Genomic DNA, 16,568 nt, shown 5'->3' with positions numbered 1-16,568 from the left:
GTTCGCCGGGAGGAGGGCGGTAGCGCCAATGCGCAGCAGGTGCCGACGAAGTCCTTCGCCGGTTCAGGTGCTCTCACGCACCGCCAGTTCGAAGCCCAGGTCCAGGCGACCCTTGGCGATATCCTCACCCTTGAGCTGGCGCACCAGCATCTCGGCCGACTTGTAGCCGATGTCATAGCGCGGCGTCACCACCGTGGTGATGGACGGCGTGGCACAAGCGGCCCAGGAGAGGTCGTTGAAGCCGGCGATGGCCATCTGCCCCGGCACGCTGATGCCCTGGCGCTGACATTCAAAGAGCGCACCGAGGGCCAGGTCATCGTTGCAGCAGAAGACCGAATCGCAGTCCGGATGCTGCTCCAGCACGCGGCGCAGCAATTGCGCACCCATGTTGACGGTGGTCGGTTCCGGCAGCAGCACCTCGATATCCGGCTGGATGCCGGCCTCGATCAGGCCTTTGCGGAAACCCTCTCGGCGCTTCATCATGCGCGGGTCCAGCTGCGCCGCCAGGAAGGCCGGTCGGCGATAGCCGCGTTCTACCAGATGACGTGCCACCGCCTGCCCGGCGCGGGTCTGCGAGAAACCGACCGACAGGTCGTGCTGGCTGCGTCCCAGGTCGAACATGCGTACGGCCGGGATGTCGCGGCTGCCGGGGCGGGCCTGCAGGATGTCGTGCTGTTCGCTGCTGGAGAGCAGGAAGCCGGCCGGCGCATGGGCCAGGTAGGTGGCGATGAGTTGTTCTTCCTTGTCCCGCACGTAACCGGTCTCGCCGATGAGGAACTGGTAACCGGCACCGGCCAGGTAGTCACGGATACCCGAGAGGGTTTCGATGAAGACCGCATTGGTGAGAGAAGGCACCAGTACCGCTATTACCTGCGAACGTGCCGAGGCCAGCGTCGAGGCGGCCTGGTTGGGGACATAGCCGAGCCGGGCAATGGCCTCCAGGATGCGCTGGCGGGACTGTTCCTGCACCAGGGCCGGCGTCTTCAGTGCACGCGATACCGTCATCGGACTGACCCCGGCCTCGGCTGCCACATCAATGATGGTGACGCGACCGGTGGCGCGGCTGCCGCGTGCGGGGGCGGAAGACTTCGGCTTGGGCCTGGGCGTGGATTTGGGTGCTGCGCGCTGGGTCATGGAGAGCGGGAGAGTGCGGTCAATTCAGGGTGGCCACATGATACCTGCTTGCGGGGCGGGAGGGCGTGATTCCTGTGGGATGCGAGGAGACGCTGCGCCTTCGATACGCGGCCATGCCGCTACTCAGTCCGAACGGTTTCCGATGATCAACGCTTCCGCTCTTCGTCCTGTGCCCACCGCCCACCGCTCACAGGCCATCACCCCCTCCCGTTCGGACTGAGTAGCCGCGCAGCGGCGTATCGAAGACACGCCGACAGAGCACCGCCATCCTCCCCCGGCAGGATGAGTCCGGAGCACACCCGAAAGAAAATGATTTCCGTACGGCACGCCCGGCCCTCCGTTCGCCCCTCCTTCTACCGCACTGCAGCACAACAAGTGTTTGACCCGCGCAAAATGTTAGCGTTATCATCGCGCCCCATGTTAACGCTAACATACGAACCTCCGGGCACACGGCGGCGGGGTCAGCGGCGGCATACCACACTCAGGTCAATCAGATAACACTACGCAGATAGTGCAGATGTTCGCGCCTCCCGCCAGGGCAGGCCGCAGGAGACGTCCGTCCTCAGGCTCGCGCCGGGGCCAGGCTGCTGCGGCTCTTTGCGGGCCGCACGGCATCGGCTATCGGCAATCGGAGATCCCATGCTGGGAATGAGCCACGACGCCACCTTGCTGTTCAATGCAGTCATTGCGATCCTCGCGCTGATCCTGATGATCACGCGCTTGCGCATCCATCCTTTCATCGCCCTGACGATCACCTCGGGCTTCCTCGGTCTGATCTCGGGCATGCCGCTGCCCAAGATCGTCAAGTCCTTCCAGGACGGCTTCGGCGGCGTGCTGGGCTTCGTCGGCATCGTGCTGGGCCTGGGTACCATGCTGGGCAAGCTGATGGCCGAGTCCGGCGGTGCCGACCAGATCTCGCAGACGCTGGTGCGTGCCTTCGGCCGCGAGCGCGTGCACTGGGCCATGATGATGGGGGCCTTCCTGGTCGGTATTCCCCTGTTCTTCGAAATCGGCTTCGTCTTGCTGATCCCGCTGGTGTTCATCGTGGCGCGTCGCTCCGGCGTGCCGCTGTTCAAGATCGGCATGCCCATGCTGGCCAGCCTGTCGGTGATGCACGGCCTGGTACCGCCGCATCCGGGGCCGCTGCTGGCCATCGGCATCTTCGGTGCCGACATCGGCAAGACCATCTTCTACGGCCTGCTGGTGGGCCTGCCGACGGTCATCATCGCCGGCCCCATGTTCGGTTCCTTCATCTCGCGCTACGTCGACATCAAGCCTTCGGAAGAACTGATGGCGCAACTGGCGCGCGAGCCGCAGACCAGCAACCTGCCGGGCTTCACCACCACCCTGGTGACGGTGCTTTCGCCGGTGTTCCTGATGCTGCTGAAGACCTTCGTCGACGTTACCCTGCCTGAAGGCCACGCCGTGCGCGACCTGATGGATTTCATCGGCAACCCCATCGTGGCCCTGCTGGCCGCGCTGCTGCTGGCGATCTGGACCTTCGGCCTGGCCCGTGGCTTCACCCGTCAACAGGTGCTGAAGTTCGTCGACCAGAGCCTGGCGCCGACCGCGGCCATCGTGCTGATCATCGGTGCCGGTGGTGGCTTCAAGCAGATGCTGGTCAATTCCGGCGTGGGGACTGCCATCGGCCAACTGGCCGTGCATGCACAGATTTCGCCGCTGCTGCTGGCCTGGTTCGTGGCCGGCGTGATCCGCGTGGCGACCGGTTCAGCCACGGTGGCCACCATCACCGGTGCCGGCATCGTGGCCCCGCTGGTGGCACTGATCCCCGGTACCAACAAGGAACTGCTGGTGCTGGCCACCGGCGCCGGTTCGCTGATCCTGTCGCACGTCAACGATGCCGGGTTCTGGCTGGTCAAGGAATACTTCAACATGAGCGTGGGTGAAACCTTCAAGACCTGGACGGTGATGGAAACACTGATCTCGGTTGTTGCTATCATCTTCATCATGTTGCTCAACCTCGTCGTTTAATCGTCATTTAATACTCACGATGCAACGCCCGGCTGGTCCGGGCGTCTTGCCATTTGTCAGATAAGGAATGTTCATGTCCCACTCCGCCCGCTACATGCTCGGTGTCGATATCGGCACCACCAGCACCAAGTCCGTCGTCTTCACGCTCGATGGCAAGGTGGTCGCACAGCATGCGCAGGAATACCCGGTGATCTGTACCGAGCCGGGCATGGCGGAGCAGGACCCGCAACAGATCGTCGAGGCTGCGCTGGCCTCGATTGCCGGCGCTGTCAAAGCTGCCGCCGCAGCCCCGCAGGAGATCGCCCTGCTGTCCTTCAGCGCCGCCATGCACAGCGTCATTGCGCTGGATGCCGAGAGCCGCCTGCTGTCCAACAGCATCACCTGGGGCGATATCCGCGCCTCGGTCTGGGCCGAGCGCATCAAGCACGAACACGACGGCAACGCCATCTACCGCCGCACCGGTACGCCCATCCACCCGATGTCGCCGCTGTGCAAGCTGATGTGGATGCGCCATGAAAAGCAGGAAGTCTTCAGCAAGGCGGCGCGCTTTGTCGGCATCAAGGAGTACCTGCTGTACCAGTTGTTCGGCCAGTGGGTGGTGGACCACTCCATCGCCTCGGCCACCGGCATGTTCAACCTGCGCGAGCTGGCCTGGGATCGCGGTGCGCTGGAACTGCTGGGCGTCACGCCCGAGCAGTTGCCCACGCCGGTGCCGACCACCCACCGCCTGCCGCCGCTGTCACCCGGGATGGCCCAGCGCCTGGGGCTGTCGGTGGACACCCCCTTCATCATCGGCGCCAATGACGGCGTGCTCTCCAACCTGGGCGTGAACGCCATCGAGATCGGCCACGTCGCGGTGACCATCGGCACTTCCGGCGCGATGCGCACGGTGATCGATGAGCCCCTGACAGACCCGCATGGCCGCCTGTTCTGCTACGCCCTGACCGAGAAGCACTGGGTGGTCGGCGGCCCGGTCAACAACGGCGGCAACATCTTCCGTTGGGTGCGCGATGAACTGGCGACCGCCGAGGCGGCCGCGGCCCGTGATGAAGGCGTCGATCCCTATGAGGCCCTGACCCGTATCGCCGAGAAGGTGCGCCCCGGCGCCGAAGGGCTGCTGTTCCATCCCTTCATGGCCGGCGAGCGTGCACCGCTGTGGAATGCCGACCTGCGCGGCTCCTTCTTCGGCCTGGCCCTGCACCATGGCAAGCACCACATGATCCGCGCCGCGCTGGAAGGGGTGATCTTCAATCTCTACAGCATCCTGCCGGCGCTGGAAGAACTGGTCGGCCCGACCAAGCGCATGATGGCCACCGGCGGCTTTGCCCGTTCGGCCCTGTGGCGCCAGATGATGGCCGACATCTTCAATCGCGAGGTGATGGTGCCGGAAAGCGTGGAATCGTCCTGCCTGGGCGCGGCCGTGCTGGGCGCCTGGGCCTTGGGGCTGGTGCCGTCGCTGTCGGTGATTTCCGGCATGGTCGGGTCCACCAACCATCACGCGCCGCATGCCGACGCGGTGGCGGTCTACAGCCGCCTGCAACCCATCTTTGCGGCCATTCCGGCCAAGCTGGAAGCGGAGTACCACGCCATCGCCGCCTTCCAGCGCGAGACCGGAAAGGCGCACTGAACGCTGCTCCGGCGCAGGCCGGCCTGAGCAGTTTCGATCTGCCACCTCCCCAACAAGAAGAAAGAGACCACATGACCACCAAGACCACCTCCCTGCCGGCAGGCCTGCAGGGTTTTTCCCTCGAAGGCCGGCTGGCCCTGATCACCGGTTCGTCCGGCGGCATCGGCCTGGCACTGGCGCGCGGCATGGCGCAAGCGGGCGCGGCCATCGTGCTCAACGGTCGCGATGCCGGCAAGCTGGCCGGCGTGGCGGCGCAATTGCGTGCCGAAGGCCACGTCATCCATGAATCCAGCTTCGATGCCACCTCTTCCGAGGAGGTCAAGGCCGCCGTGCAGAAGATCGAAGGCGAGATCGGCGCCATCGACATCCTGGTCAACAACGCCGGCATCCAGCGTCGCAATCCGCTGGAGGAGTTCAAGGAATCGGACTGGCACGACCTCATCAACACCAACCTCAACAGCGTCTTCTATGCCGCCCAGGCAGTGGCGCGCCACATGATCCCGCGTGGCGCCGGCAAGATCATCAACATCTGCTCGGTGCAGAGCGAACTGGGTCGTCCCGGCATCGCCCCCTATACCGCCACCAAGGGCGCGGTGAAGATGTTCACCAAGGGCATGGCGATCGACTGGGGCAAGTACGGCATCCAGGTCAATGGCCTGGGCCCGGGTTATTTCAAGACCGAGATGAACATGGCCCTGGTCAACGATGCCAAGTTCACCGACTGGCTGGTCGGCCGCACGCCCTCGCGTCGCTGGGGCGATGTCGAAGACCTGGTGGGCGCGGCCGTGTTCCTGGCCAGCGATGCCTCGCGTTTCGTGAACGGCCACATCCTCTACGTGGATGGCGGTGTCACCGCGACCCTGTAAATCATTGATGCCATTCAGGAGAAGATCATGCAACAAGGCCTCGTCATCCATGCGCCGCACGACCTGCGCATCCAGCAACTCGACAGCGGCGAACTGCAGCCGCAACAACTGAAGGTCAAGGTCAAGGCCGGCGGTATCTGCGGTTCCGACCTGCACTACTACCACCACGGCGGTTTCGGCGTGGTGCGCATCAAGGAACCGATGGTGCTGGGCCACGAAGTATCGGGCCAGATCGCGGAAGTCGGCAGCGCCGTCACCGACATCGCGCCCGGTACCCGCATCGCCATCTCGCCCAGCCGCCCCTGTGGTCAGTGCAAATACTGCCAGGAAGGCAAGCAGAACCATTGCCTGGACATGCGTTTCTACGGCAGTGCCATGCGCACCCCGCACGTACAGGGCGCGTTCCGCCAGGAAATCGTCATCGAGCGTTCACAGGCCCACGTCGTGGCCGACCACGTCAGCGATGGCGAGGCTGCCATGGCCGAACCGCTGTCGGTGGCATTGCATGCCGTGCGTCGCGCCGGTCCGCTGGTGGGCAAGCGCGTGCTGGTGACGGGCTGCGGCCCCATCGGTGCCCTGGTGGTGATTGCCGCCCGTCGCGCCGGCGCGCTGGAAGTGGTGGTCACCGATGTGGCGAAGATGCCGCTGGAAGCAGCACTGAAGGTCGGCGCCGACCGCGCCATCAACATGGCCGAGACCCCCGACGCCCTGAAGGGCTACGCCGCCGACAAGGGGACCTTTGACGTGCTCTTCGAAGCCAGCGGCAACGAGCGCGCGCTGGTGGGTGCGCTGGAGGCGCTGCGTCCGCAGGCCGTGATCGTGCAGGTGGGCCTGGGCGGGGACATCCAGTTCCCGGCCAACCTGCTGGTGGGCAAGGAGCTGGACTGGCGCGGTGCCTTCCGCTTCCATGAAGAGTTCGCCATGGCCGTCGAGCTGATGAACCGCCGCCTGGTGGACGTCAAGCCGTTGATCTCGGCCACCTATCCCATCGCACAGGCGGTGGAGGCCTTCGAGATCGCCGGCGACCGTTCGAAGATGATGAAGGTGCAGATCAGTTTCGACTGATCCGCCCGGGGCGATGTCCACGCTGTTCTGCAGTGTGGTGATCGCCCCGCATCCGAAAGGCAGTCCTGCCTTGCTTTCTGGTCCGATCATCTATGCCAGATTGACAATATCTTGTGTACGCTATAAGTTTTGCCCCCATGGGATGGCAGGGATGAATGCCCGTCCCGCCTGACAAGCACGGTAAACCTCTGGGGGGAGGACATGATGGCCAGACCTTATGCGCTGACGGTGGGACAGCGCCTGTTTCTGTTGATCGTGCTGGCCATGCTGGGCCTGGCTGCCACCGCCGCCGTCAGCCTGCGCCAGATCGAGAACGTCTACCACGCTGCCAACTACGCACAAGTCAATACCGTCCCCAGCGTTACATCGCTGGATGATGCGCAAGGCGCCTTCAATGCCATCCAGGGCCGGGTCTATCACTACCAGGCCAACCAGGACCCCAGCGATCGGCGCCGTCTCCTGCAGGAAATCGAGATCTACCGCCAGCGCCTGGACAAGCAGATGAAAGTCTACCGCGCGGCCTATGTCACCGATGAAACGGACCTGGCCATGCTGGAAGACGACCTCCAGCGCCTGACCGCTTTCGAGGGCGTGGTGCGACGCCTGCTGGCGCTGGTGGACCAGGGCCTGGACGAGCAGGGCAAGATCGTGGTGGGGCTGGAGTTTCGCGGGGCTATCGAAGCCGTGCAGGCCGCCTTTGCGCGCCATCGTTCCTACAACATCGCCCTGGGCGAAGCCAGCGCCCTGTCGGCGCGCGAGATCATCGAACATGCGCTGCAGACCGTGCTCTTGATGGCCGGCGGGGTCCTGCTGATCATGCTGGGTGCCGGCTGGGGCATCACCCACACTCTCACACGCCAGTTGGGCGCTGAACCGGGCGACGTGGTCACGGTCATGCAACGCCTCTCCGATGGCGACCTCGTGCAGCAGATCGCTCTGAAGCCGCGCCATGGCCGGAGCATGATGAATTCCATCAAGACCATGATCGAACGCCTGTGCCAGGTGGTGGCCGAAGTCACCGCCAGTGCCGAAGCCATGGTCAGCACCGCCGAGGAGGTCAGCGCCACGGCGCAGTCGCTCTCCCGTGCCTCGACCGAGCAGGCTACTGGTGTGGAGCAGACCAGCATGGCACTGGAGCAGATCCACGGGTCCATCCTCAGTACCTCCGAGAATGCGCGCCAGACCGAGCAGATCGCCGCCGGTGCTGCCAGCCAGGCAGGGCAGTGCGCGCAGACCCTCAGGCAGATGGTGGAGGCGATCCAGCAGATCGCCGGCAAGATCGCGGTCATCGACGACATCGCCTATCAGACCAACCTCCTGGCGCTCAATGCCACCATCGAGGCGGCCCATGCAGGTGAGCACGGCACCGGCTTCGCCGTGGTGGCGGCCGAGGTCCGGCGGCTGGCCGAACGCAGCCAGGCCGCCGCGCAGGAAATCGATGAAGTCGCCCGCGCCAACGTGATCCTGGCGGGCGCCGCCGAAGAGCAGCTGCAGCACATGCTGCCGGCGATCGGACGTACCTCGGAACTGGTACAGGAAATCGTCCAGGCCTCAGAAAAGCAATCCACCGCAGTCAGCCAGATCAGTGTCGCCGCCAGCCAGCTGGCCCAGGTGATCCAGCAGAACTCGCTAAGCTCCGAAGAGCTTGCCGTGACTTCGGAGGAGCTGAACCGACGCGCCATGGTGCTGCAGACCACCATGGGCTTTTTCCAGTGCCGGATGGGTGGGGCGCGCGCATTGCCCTAGGCGCGATCCGCCATGAACGACAAAGGCCGCATCGTCTGCACGATGCGGCCTTTGTACTTGTTGATCTGAACGCGGGATTTAGCGCAAGGCGTCCACGATCTGCTCCAGTTTGACGGCGTCAGCGGCGAACTGGCGGATGCCTTCGGCCAGCTTTTCGGTGGCCATGGCGTCGGCGTTGAGGGCCAGGCGGAAGGCTTTTTCATCCAGGGAGATACGCTCGATTTCGGCCGCATCGGCGGCTTCCTTGCTCAACTTGCGTTCCACCGGAGCATCGCTGTCGGCCAGCTTCTGCAGCAGGTCCGGGCTGATGGTGAGCAGGTCGCAGCCAGCCAGTTCGACGATCTGTGAAGTATTGCGGAAGCTCGCGCCCATCACTTCGGTGGCGTAGCCGAACTTGCGGTAGTAGTTGTAGACCGCCTTGACCGATTGCACGCCGGGATCGTCGCTGCCGGTATATTCCTGGCCGGTGGACTTCTTGTACCAGTCGTAGATGCGGCCAACGAAGGGGGAGATCAGTTGCACGCGGGCTTCCGCGCAGGCAATGGCCTGGGGCAGCGAGAACAGCAGGGTCAGGTTGCAGCGGATGCCGTCCTTTTCCAGGATCTCGGCGGCACGGATGCCTTCCCAGGTGGAGGCGATCTTGATGAGCACGCGCTCGCGGGCGATGCCGGCTTCTTCGTACAGGCGGATCAGCTCGCGGCCCTTGGCGACGGTGCCTTCGGTATCGAAGGACAGGCGGGCATCGGTCTCGGTGGAGACGCGGCCCGGGATCAGCTTCAGGATCTCCAGACCGAAGGCGATCAGCAGGCGGTCGATGATGGCATCGGTACTCTTGCCGGCGTGGGCCTTGACCACCGACTCCAGCAGCGGCTTGTACTCGGCCTTCTGCACCGCCTTCAGGATCAGCGAGGGGTTGGTGGTGGCATCCTGGGGCGCAAAGGCCTTCATGGCCTGGAAGTCGCCGGTATCGGCCACGATGGTGGTGTACTGCTTCAACTGTTCAAGCTGGCTCATGGAAAGTCCTGTTGCTAGGGTGAAGAATAAGGATAGGCATTGTACGCAATGGCCGTTTCCTGTCTGTCGGTGAATGTCGCTAAATCATTGATCCTTGATCTGCCGCTGCACTTGGCACGCTTAGCGGAAGAAGGAGTCGAATTGCATGTCGAATTTCTGCAGCGACTTCTGCGCGTTCTGCATCTTCTTGCGGAATTCCGGGCCGCGTCGCAGCGCCAGTCCGACCGCCAGGATGTCGATCACCACCAGGTGCGCCAGGCGCGCCGAGATGGGGGTATAGGGGTCGATGTTGAAGGACAGGTCGATCGGCACCAGTACCGTGGCCAGTTCGGCCAGCGGGGTGCCGGAAGGGCCGAGCACGATGATGTCGGCACCGCCCTTGCGCGCCAGCTGGATCGAGCGCAGCAGGGCCGCATTGCCGCCGCGCTGCGAGATCGCCACCACGCAGTCGCCGGCCTTCAGGAGCGAGGCCGCGATGCTGTGGATGTGCGGGTCGGAATACGCCACTGTGGGCACGCCCGAGCGGAAGAACTTGTGCTGTGCGTCGTTGGCCACGATGCCGGAGGTCCCCTGGCCGTAGAACTCGATCTTGTTGGCCCGTGCCAGTACGTCCAGCGCCAGCTGGATGGCATCCGGGTTGAGGTGGTTGCGCAGGTCCAGCAGGGTATTGATGGAACGGCTGCAGATCTTGTTGACCAGATCGGCGGCCAGGTCGTCCTGGGCCAGCGTTTCATCCGCGCCCGGCAAGGCCAGCGCCAGGCTCTGGGCGAGCTTGAGCTTGAAGTCATGCCAGCCCTCGTAACCGATGGCGCGGCAGAAACGGATCACGGTCGGTTCCGACACTTCCGCATTCTTGGCCAGCGCCGTCAGGTTCTCGGCCAAGGCCAGTTGCGGGTTGGCCAGGATGGTCGCAGCCACCTTCTTCTCCGACTTGGAGAGGGAGTTGATGTGGGTGCGGATGGAGTCGAGCAGCATGGACATGACGGTGACCTGGTGACGCTAGCGGGCGCTGCTCAGACCTCGGGCAGGGCTTCTTCGCGCCACTGCAGTCCATCGCGACCGATCAGGGCGCTCGCCGCAGCAGGCCCCCAGGTACCGGCGTTGTAGGGGACCGGGTCGGCCTCCTGCTGGTCCCAGTAATCGATGATGGGCTCCACCCATTCCCAGGCGGCTTCCAGTTCGTCGCTGCGCATGAAGAGCGTGAGATGACCGCGCAACACGTCCAGCAGCAGGCGTTCGTAGGCGTCCATGCGCGGGGTCTTGAACTTCTCGCGGAAGTCCAGCTCCAGCTCCACCGGACGCAGGCGCATGCCGTCGCCAGGCTGCTTGGCCATCAGGTTCATGTGCAGGCCTTCGTCAGGCTGCAGGCGGATCACCAGGCAGTTCGGGGTGTCGTTCTGGTGCGCGAAGATGGAATGCGGCACGCTCTTGAAACGCACCACGATCTCGGCCAGGGAGTCGGCCATGCGCTTGCCGGTACGCAGGTAGAACGGCACGCCGGCCCAGCGCCAGGTGTCGATCTCGGCCTTGACTGCGACATAGGTCTCGGTGCGCGAGTCGGGGTTGGCATCGGCTTCCTTGCGGTAGCCCGGCACGGCCACGCCATCGACATGGCCGGCGCGGTACTGGCCGCGCACTACGTTCATGGCCAGCGTGGTGGGGGTAAAGCGCTTGAGCGAGCGCAGCACCTTGAGCTTTTCGTCGCGCACGGCGTCGGCCGAGTTCGATACCGGCGGTTCCATGGCGACGATACAGAGCAGTTGCAGCAGGTGGTTCTGCAGCATGTCGCGCAGGGCGCCGGAGGTGTCGTAGTAGTCGAAGCGGCCGCCCACGCCGAGTTCTTCGGCGATGGTGATCTGCACGTCGGAAATCCATTCGCGCCGCCACAGGGGTTCGAACAGCACGTTGCCGAAGCGCAGCGCCAGCAGGTTCTGCACCGCTTCCTTGCCGAGGTAGTGGTCGATACGGAAGATCTGCGATTCCTGGAAGAAGCGGCCGACCTGGGCGTTGATGTCACGGGCGCTCTTGAGGTCGCGGCCCAGCGGCTTTTCCAGCACCACGCGGGAGGTCGACGTGACCAGTCCGGCCTTGGACAGGTTTTCGCAGATGGAGGCGAACAGGCTGGGTGGGGTGGCCAGGTAGAACACCCGCGCCAGGCCGGCGATGTCGCGCAGGGCATCCTTCAGGTGGCTGAAGCTGTCGGCTTCCTTGGCGTTGACCGAGGCGTATTGCAGGCGGCCGGTGAAGCGTTCCCAGACGCTGGCATCCAGGTTGGCGGCCGGCACGTGGGGTTTGGAATCCTTCTCCACCAGCTTGAGGAAGTCTTCACGGGATTTCTCGTCGCGGCCCAGGCAGATGATGCGTGCATCGGGCGGCAGGTCGCGGGCGCGGTCTCGGGCATACAGCGCGGGCAGCAGCTTGCGCATCGAGAGGTCGCCGGTGCCGCCGAATAAAACCAGATCGAAATCAGAAGTAGCCATGGTGTGTGTCGTCTCTTTGTACGTGAAGTAGCGGATGGAGCGCTACGTGTTTAGTTGCCCTGCCGGCTGGTCTGGGCGGTCTGGCGGGCCAGGGCGATCAGGGCGCTGGTGGAGGCATCGTGGCGTGCGGCCTGCGGAGCATCCTCGGCCTGCAGTTCGCCCAGGATGGTCTTGGCCAGCACCTTGCCCAGTTCCACGCCCCACTGGTCGAAGCTGTTGATGCCCCAGATCGCGCCCTGCACGAAGGTCTTGTGCTCGTACAGCGCAATCATCGCGCCCAGGGCATGCGGGCTCAGTTCCGGCAGCAGCAGGGTATTGCTGGGGCGGTTGCCCTCGAAGGTTTTGTGTGGGATCAGGGCCGCGAGTTCCGCTTCGGGCAGACCTTGTGCCTGCAGGTCGGCGCGCACCTCGTCGGCATCCTTGCCGCGCATGAAGGCTTCGGACTGCGCGAAGCAGTTGGCCAGCAGCGCTTCCTGGTGACCGGCAATACCGTGCGAGGGCTTGAGGACGGCGATGAAGTCGATGGGCGTGATGTCGGTACCCTGGTGCAGCAACTGGAAATAGGCGTGCTGGCCGTTGGTGCCGACGTCGCCCCAGATGGCCGGACAGGTGAGGGTCGTGACCGGCGTGCCGTCACGGGTGATGCGTTTGCCGTTGCTCTCCATGTCCAGTTGCTGCAGGTAGGACGGGAAGAAGCGCAACCATTGGTGATAGGGGGCGATGCTCAGCGAGGCGCTACCGAGGAAGTTGCGGTTCCAGATGCCCACCAGCGCCTGGATTACCGGCATGTTCGATTCCAGCGGGGCTTCACGGAAATGGCGGTCCATATCGTGCGCGCCGGCCAGGAAGGCAGCGAAATTGTCGTAGCCGACCAGCAGCGCCACCGGCAGGCCGATGGCCGACCAGACCGAATAACGGCCACCCACCCAGTCCCAGAAGGGGAACATGTTCTCGGTATCGATGCCGAAGGCGACCACCTCGGCCGCATTGGTGGAGACAGCCACGAAATGTCGGGCCAGGTCTGCGGGCTTGCCGTGCTGCAAGAACCAGGCGCGCGCCGAACGGGCGTTGAGCATGGTTTCCTGGGTGGTGAAGGTCTTGGAGGCGACGATGAAGAGCGTAGTCTCGGGATCGACGCGGGAAAGCACCTCTTCCAGGTCATGGCCATCGACATTGGAAACGAAGTGGGCGCGCAGGCGTGGGTGCGCGTAGGCGCGCAGGGCGGTGCACACCATTTGCGGGCCCAGGAAGGAGCCGCCGATACCGATATTGACGATGTCGGTGATCTCGCGTCCGCTGTAGCCGCGCCAGGTACCGCTGCGCACGCGCTCGCTGAATGCACGGATGTGCTTGAGCACCGCATGAACCTCTGACGCAACGGGTTGTCCGTCCACTACGGCCCCGGCCACATTTTCGGGTGCGCGCAGCGCGGTGTGCAGGACGGCGCGATGTTCGGTAAAGTTGATCTTCTCGCCATTGAACATGGCATCCCGCAGGGCTTCCACGCCGCGCTCGCGGGCCAGGCTCATCAGCAGCGCGAGGGTGTCGGTGTCGATGCGGTTCTTGGAGTAGTCCAGCAGGAGCCCGGCGGCGCGCACATGCATGCGCTCGAAACGGTCGGGCTGGCGGGCGAACAGATCGCGCATGTGCCACTGGACAGCCGTGGCGTGGTGTTCTTGCAATGCCTTGAAGGCGGCCGTGTCGATCAGGGCGGGTGTATGCATGAGTCGGAGATGGGTTGGCTGTCGTGGCCTGTCATGTCTGGCTGCGGCATCCATCCCTGCGGTCCATGCGCCATGTCGTCATGCGCATTGCAGGAAAAGAGCCGGGCAGGCCGTGTTCATGTTCTTGGGACAATGCGGGTGACTATACATCAAATGCCGCCGAAGTGGTAGTTTCACTACAGTTTATGACGGCCCTGTTACATTGCCTGCCGGCATCCCTGCCGCTAGCCGGGAAGCGAAGACTGATAAGGCTTTTGAAGCGGATTGATGTTCACCAATGAAAAGATGCGCGGTTTGGCCATGCTGCAGTGCTCTAAGTGTATGATTTCATTCGCGCAAATTTATGTAGTAAAATTACAGTGTTAACGCTAACAGGAAACCGACAATGCCTCTCAACGCTACCTTAGCCAGCGTCACCCAACGCATCGCCGAACGTAGCCGTCCTTACCGGACCGCTTATCTCGAACGCCTGGAAGCGGCCCGCCGCAAGGGCGCGCAGCGCGGCGCACTGGCCTGCACCAACCTGGCCCACGGCTTCGCCGCCTTCCCCGCCAATGACAAACTGAAGCTGAAGGAAGACAAGGCGCCCTCGCTGGCGATTGTTTCGGCCTACAACGATATGCTCTCGGCGCACCAGCCCTTCGAGCGTTTCCCCCAGATCATCAAGGACGCAGCCCGTGAAGCCGGCGCCGTGGCGCAGTTCGCCGGCGGCACCCCCGCCATGTGCGACGGCGTCACGCAAGGCCAGACCGGCATGGAGATGTCGCTGTTCTCGCGCGACGCCATCGCCATGGCCACCGCCATCGCGCTGTCCCACAACATGTTCGACGCCGCGCTGTATCTGGGCGTGTGCGACAAGATCGTGCCGGGGCTGCTGATCGGCGCGCTGCACTTCGGCCACCTGCCGGCGGTGTTCGTGCCCGCCGGTCCCATGACCAGCGGCATGAGCAATAGCGACAAGGTCAAGATCCGCCAGCTCTACACGGCCGGCAAGATCGGTCGCGCCGAACTGCTGGAAGCGGAATCCAAGTCCTACCACGGCGCCGGTACCTGCACCTTCTACGGCACCGCCAACAGCAACCAGATGCTGATGGAAGCGATGGGCCTGCACCTGCCGGGCGCGGCCTTCATCACCCCCAACACCCCGCTGCGCGACGCGCTGACTGCGGCCGCCGCCAAGCAGGCCGCCAGGATCACCGACCTCGGCACCCAATACACTCCGGTGGGCCGCATGATCGACGAGAAGGCCATCGTCAACGCCATCGTCGCACTGCACGCCACCGGCGGCTCCACCAATCACACGCTGCACCTGGTGGCCATCGCCAAGGCGGCCGGCATCGTGATCGACTGGGACGACTTCGACAAGCTCTCCGCCGTGGTTCCGCTGATCACCAAGATCTACCCCAACGGCACCGCCGACGTGAACCATTTCCATGCCGCTGGCGGCACCGGCTTCGTGCTGCGCGAGCTGATCGATGCCGGCCTAATGCACGACGACGTCACCACCATCCTCGGCCAGGGACTGCGCCAGCACTGCAAGGAGCCGATGCTGGCCACCGAAGGCGAGAATGGTCGTCCCGGCACCGTGACCTGGCAGGATGCACCGGCCCAGAGCGCCGACGCCGGTGTGCTGGGCACCGTGGCCCAGCCGTTTGCGGCCGATGGTGGCCTCAAGCTGCTGCAGGGCAACCTGGGTCGTGCCGTCATCAAGATTTCGGCGGTCAAGCCCGAACACCGCGTGGTGGAGGCGCCGGCAGTGGTCTTCCATTCGCAGGAAGCCTTCATGGCCGCCTTCAAGGCTGGCCAGCTGGATCGCGACTTCGTGGCCGTGATCACCTTCCAGGGACCGCGCGCCAACGGCATGCCCGAACTGCACGCGCTGACCCCGGCACTGGGTATCCTGCAGGACAAGGGCCGTCACGTCGCCCTGGTCACCGATGGCCGCATGTCCGGCGCATCGGGTAAAGTACCGGCCGCGATCCACGTGACGCCCGAAGTGATGGGCGGTGGTCCGCTGGGTCGCGTGCGCGACGGCGACATCATCCGCCTGGATGCCGAGACCGGCACCCTGGAAGCCAAGGTCGATGCCGCCGAGTGGGAAGCACGCAGCCTCGACACCAGCGACCTCTCCGGCAATCAGCACGGCATGGGCCGCGAATTGTTCAGCCTGTTCCGCAACGCGGTGGGAACCGCAGAAGAGGGCGGCGCCACCTTCGGCCTGCCGCCGATTTTTGAGAAAGAGAAAGCCACGGTATGAAGACCACACTGGAAATCATGCGCGCCTCGCCGGTCATCCCGGTGATCGCCATCGACAAGTTCGAACACGCCGTGCCGCTGGCACGCGCTTTGGTGGCAGGCGGCATCCGCGTGCTGGAAATCACGCTGCGCACCGAGCACGGCCTGCCGGCCATCCGCGCCATCGCCGAGTCGGTGCCCGACGCCATCGTCGGCGTCGGCACCTTGACTGCGCCGGAAGAATTCGCCGCCTCGCGTGATGCAGGTGCCGTCTTCGGTGTTTCGCCCGGCCTGACCCCGGCGCTGATCGAAGCCGCCAAGCACAGTGGCCTGCCGCTGCTGCCGGGCGTGATGACCCCGTCCGAAGTGATGGCGGCGCGCGAGGCGGGCTTCCGCCAGCTGAAGCTGTTCCCGGCCGTGCCGGCAGGCGGCATCGGCATGCTCAACGGCATCGCCGGCCCCTTGTCGGACGTGTCCTTCTGCCCCACCGGCGGCATCACGCAAGAGACGGCACCGCAGTTCCTGGCCTGCAAGAACGTGGTCTGCGTGGGCGGCTCCTGGCTGACCCCCAAGGCCGCCATCGAGGCGGGTGACTGGGACAAGATCACCGAGATCGCCAAGGCGGCCAGTGCATTGAAGAAGGCCTGAGTTTTCCACAGGCCAGCAAAACGAAGGGCGGTACCGA

At 64.5% G+C, this 16,568-nt stretch carries 12 protein-coding genes; 7 read left to right on the top strand and 5 right to left on the bottom strand.

What is annotated here, in order from left to right; translation table 11 throughout:
* Window positions 1-63 precede the first annotated feature (63 nt).
* Window positions 64-1,134: a LacI family DNA-binding transcriptional regulator gene (locus tag ACEOAC_RS20350; protein ID WP_413444093.1), complete on the bottom strand. Its 1,071-nt coding sequence runs from the start codon at window positions 1,132-1,134 to the stop codon at window positions 64-66.
* A gap of 639 nt (window positions 1,135-1,773) precedes the next feature.
* On the opposite strand from ACEOAC_RS20350, the gene ACEOAC_RS20345 reads away from it, so the two are divergent.
* The 5 genes from ACEOAC_RS20345 (at window position 1,774) to ACEOAC_RS20325 (ending at window position 8,430) form a co-directional block, all read left to right on the top strand.
* Window positions 1,774-3,126 carry a GntP family permease gene (locus ACEOAC_RS20345; protein WP_006463834.1) on the top strand — a complete coding sequence of 451 codons (1,353 nt, stop codon included), beginning with the start codon at window positions 1,774-1,776 and terminating at the stop codon, window positions 3,124-3,126.
* A 73-nt stretch (window positions 3,127-3,199) separates the two neighbouring features.
* Window positions 3,200-4,753, top strand: coding sequence for a gluconokinase (gntK, locus tag ACEOAC_RS20340; RefSeq protein ID WP_413444094.1), 1,554 nt, complete (start codon window positions 3,200-3,202; stop codon window positions 4,751-4,753).
* A 71-nt stretch (window positions 4,754-4,824) separates the two neighbouring features.
* Complete coding sequence (locus ACEOAC_RS20335) at window positions 4,825-5,619, top strand: SDR family NAD(P)-dependent oxidoreductase (protein ID WP_413444095.1); 795 nt, start codon at window positions 4,825-4,827, stop codon at window positions 5,617-5,619.
* A gap of 27 nt (window positions 5,620-5,646) precedes the next feature.
* Window positions 5,647-6,684: an L-idonate 5-dehydrogenase gene (locus tag ACEOAC_RS20330; RefSeq protein WP_413444096.1), complete on the top strand. Its 1,038-nt coding sequence runs from the start codon at window positions 5,647-5,649 to the stop codon at window positions 6,682-6,684.
* 201 nt (window positions 6,685-6,885) lie between these two features.
* Window positions 6,886-8,430 carry a methyl-accepting chemotaxis protein gene (locus ACEOAC_RS20325; protein WP_413444097.1) on the top strand — a complete coding sequence of 515 codons (1,545 nt, stop codon included), beginning with the start codon at window positions 6,886-6,888 and terminating at the stop codon, window positions 8,428-8,430.
* Between the two features lie 78 nt (window positions 8,431-8,508).
* Here ACEOAC_RS20325 and tal read toward each other — a convergent pair whose 3' ends face one another.
* The 4 genes from tal to pgi all read right to left on the bottom strand — a co-directional run bounded on the left by tal (window position 8,509) and on the right by pgi (window position 13,648).
* Complete coding sequence (gene tal / locus ACEOAC_RS20320) at window positions 8,509-9,444, bottom strand: transaldolase (RefSeq protein WP_413444098.1); 936 nt, start codon at window positions 9,442-9,444, stop codon at window positions 8,509-8,511.
* 120 nt (window positions 9,445-9,564) lie between these two features.
* The gene (locus ACEOAC_RS20315) at window positions 9,565-10,419 is read right to left on the bottom strand and encodes an SIS domain-containing protein (RefSeq protein ID WP_034310514.1); all 855 of its coding nucleotides are present in this window, start codon (window positions 10,417-10,419) and stop codon (window positions 9,565-9,567) included.
* Between the two features lie 38 nt (window positions 10,420-10,457).
* Window positions 10,458-11,924, bottom strand: a complete 1,467-nt coding sequence (gene zwf, locus ACEOAC_RS20310; protein ID WP_413444099.1) for a glucose-6-phosphate dehydrogenase — start codon at window positions 11,922-11,924, stop codon at window positions 10,458-10,460.
* Between the two features lie 50 nt (window positions 11,925-11,974).
* Complete coding sequence (gene pgi / locus ACEOAC_RS20305; protein ID WP_413444100.1) at window positions 11,975-13,648, bottom strand: glucose-6-phosphate isomerase; 1,674 nt, start codon at window positions 13,646-13,648, stop codon at window positions 11,975-11,977.
* 385 nt (window positions 13,649-14,033) lie between these two features.
* Between pgi and edd the strand changes: the two genes are divergently transcribed.
* Complete coding sequence (gene edd, locus ACEOAC_RS20300) at window positions 14,034-15,905, top strand: phosphogluconate dehydratase (RefSeq protein WP_413444101.1); 1,872 nt, start codon at window positions 14,034-14,036, stop codon at window positions 15,903-15,905.
* Window positions 15,902-16,531, top strand: coding sequence for a bifunctional 4-hydroxy-2-oxoglutarate aldolase/2-dehydro-3-deoxy-phosphogluconate aldolase (locus tag ACEOAC_RS20295; protein WP_241811470.1), 630 nt, complete (start codon window positions 15,902-15,904; stop codon window positions 16,529-16,531). Before edd ends, ACEOAC_RS20295 begins: the two co-directional genes overlap by 4 nt.
* The last annotated feature ends 37 nt before the right edge of the window (window positions 16,532-16,568 follow it).

It is taken from the genome of Herbaspirillum frisingense, from assembly GCF_047325095.1.
Taxonomy (GTDB): domain Bacteria; phylum Pseudomonadota; class Gammaproteobacteria; order Burkholderiales; family Burkholderiaceae_D; genus Herbaspirillum; species Herbaspirillum frisingense.
Note: the sequence above shows the minus strand (reverse complement) of the source record. Positions and strands in the feature narration are given on the sequence as shown.

Bases quoted from the DNA above. Each gene is read 5' to 3' on its own strand.
- gntK (WP_413444094.1), top strand. From the start codon at position 3,200: ATGTCCCACTCCGCCCGCTACATGCTCGGTGTCGATATCGGCACCACC.
- pgi (WP_413444100.1), bottom strand. From the start codon at position 13,648: ATGCATACACCCGCCCTGATCGACACGGCCGCCTTCAAGGCATTGCAA.
- edd (WP_413444101.1), top strand. From the start codon at position 14,034: ATGCCTCTCAACGCTACCTTAGCCAGCGTCACCCAACGCATCGCCGAA.
- ACEOAC_RS20350 (WP_413444093.1), bottom strand. From the start codon at position 1,134: ATGACCCAGCGCGCAGCACCCAAATCCACGCCCAGGCCCAAGCCGAAG.
- ACEOAC_RS20335 (WP_413444095.1), top strand. From the start codon at position 4,825: ATGACCACCAAGACCACCTCCCTGCCGGCAGGCCTGCAGGGTTTTTCC.
- ACEOAC_RS20295 (WP_241811470.1), top strand. From the start codon at position 15,902: ATGAAGACCACACTGGAAATCATGCGCGCCTCGCCGGTCATCCCGGTG.
- tal (WP_413444098.1), bottom strand. From the start codon at position 9,444: ATGAGCCAGCTTGAACAGTTGAAGCAGTACACCACCATCGTGGCCGAT.
- ACEOAC_RS20325 (WP_413444097.1), top strand. From the start codon at position 6,886: ATGATGGCCAGACCTTATGCGCTGACGGTGGGACAGCGCCTGTTTCTG.
- ACEOAC_RS20315 (WP_034310514.1), bottom strand. From the start codon at position 10,419: ATGCTGCTCGACTCCATCCGCACCCACATCAACTCCCTCTCCAAGTCG.
- ACEOAC_RS20345 (WP_006463834.1), top strand. From the start codon at position 1,774: ATGCTGGGAATGAGCCACGACGCCACCTTGCTGTTCAATGCAGTCATT.
- ACEOAC_RS20330 (WP_413444096.1), top strand. From the start codon at position 5,647: ATGCAACAAGGCCTCGTCATCCATGCGCCGCACGACCTGCGCATCCAG.
- zwf (WP_413444099.1), bottom strand. From the start codon at position 11,924: ATGGCTACTTCTGATTTCGATCTGGTTTTATTCGGCGGCACCGGCGAC.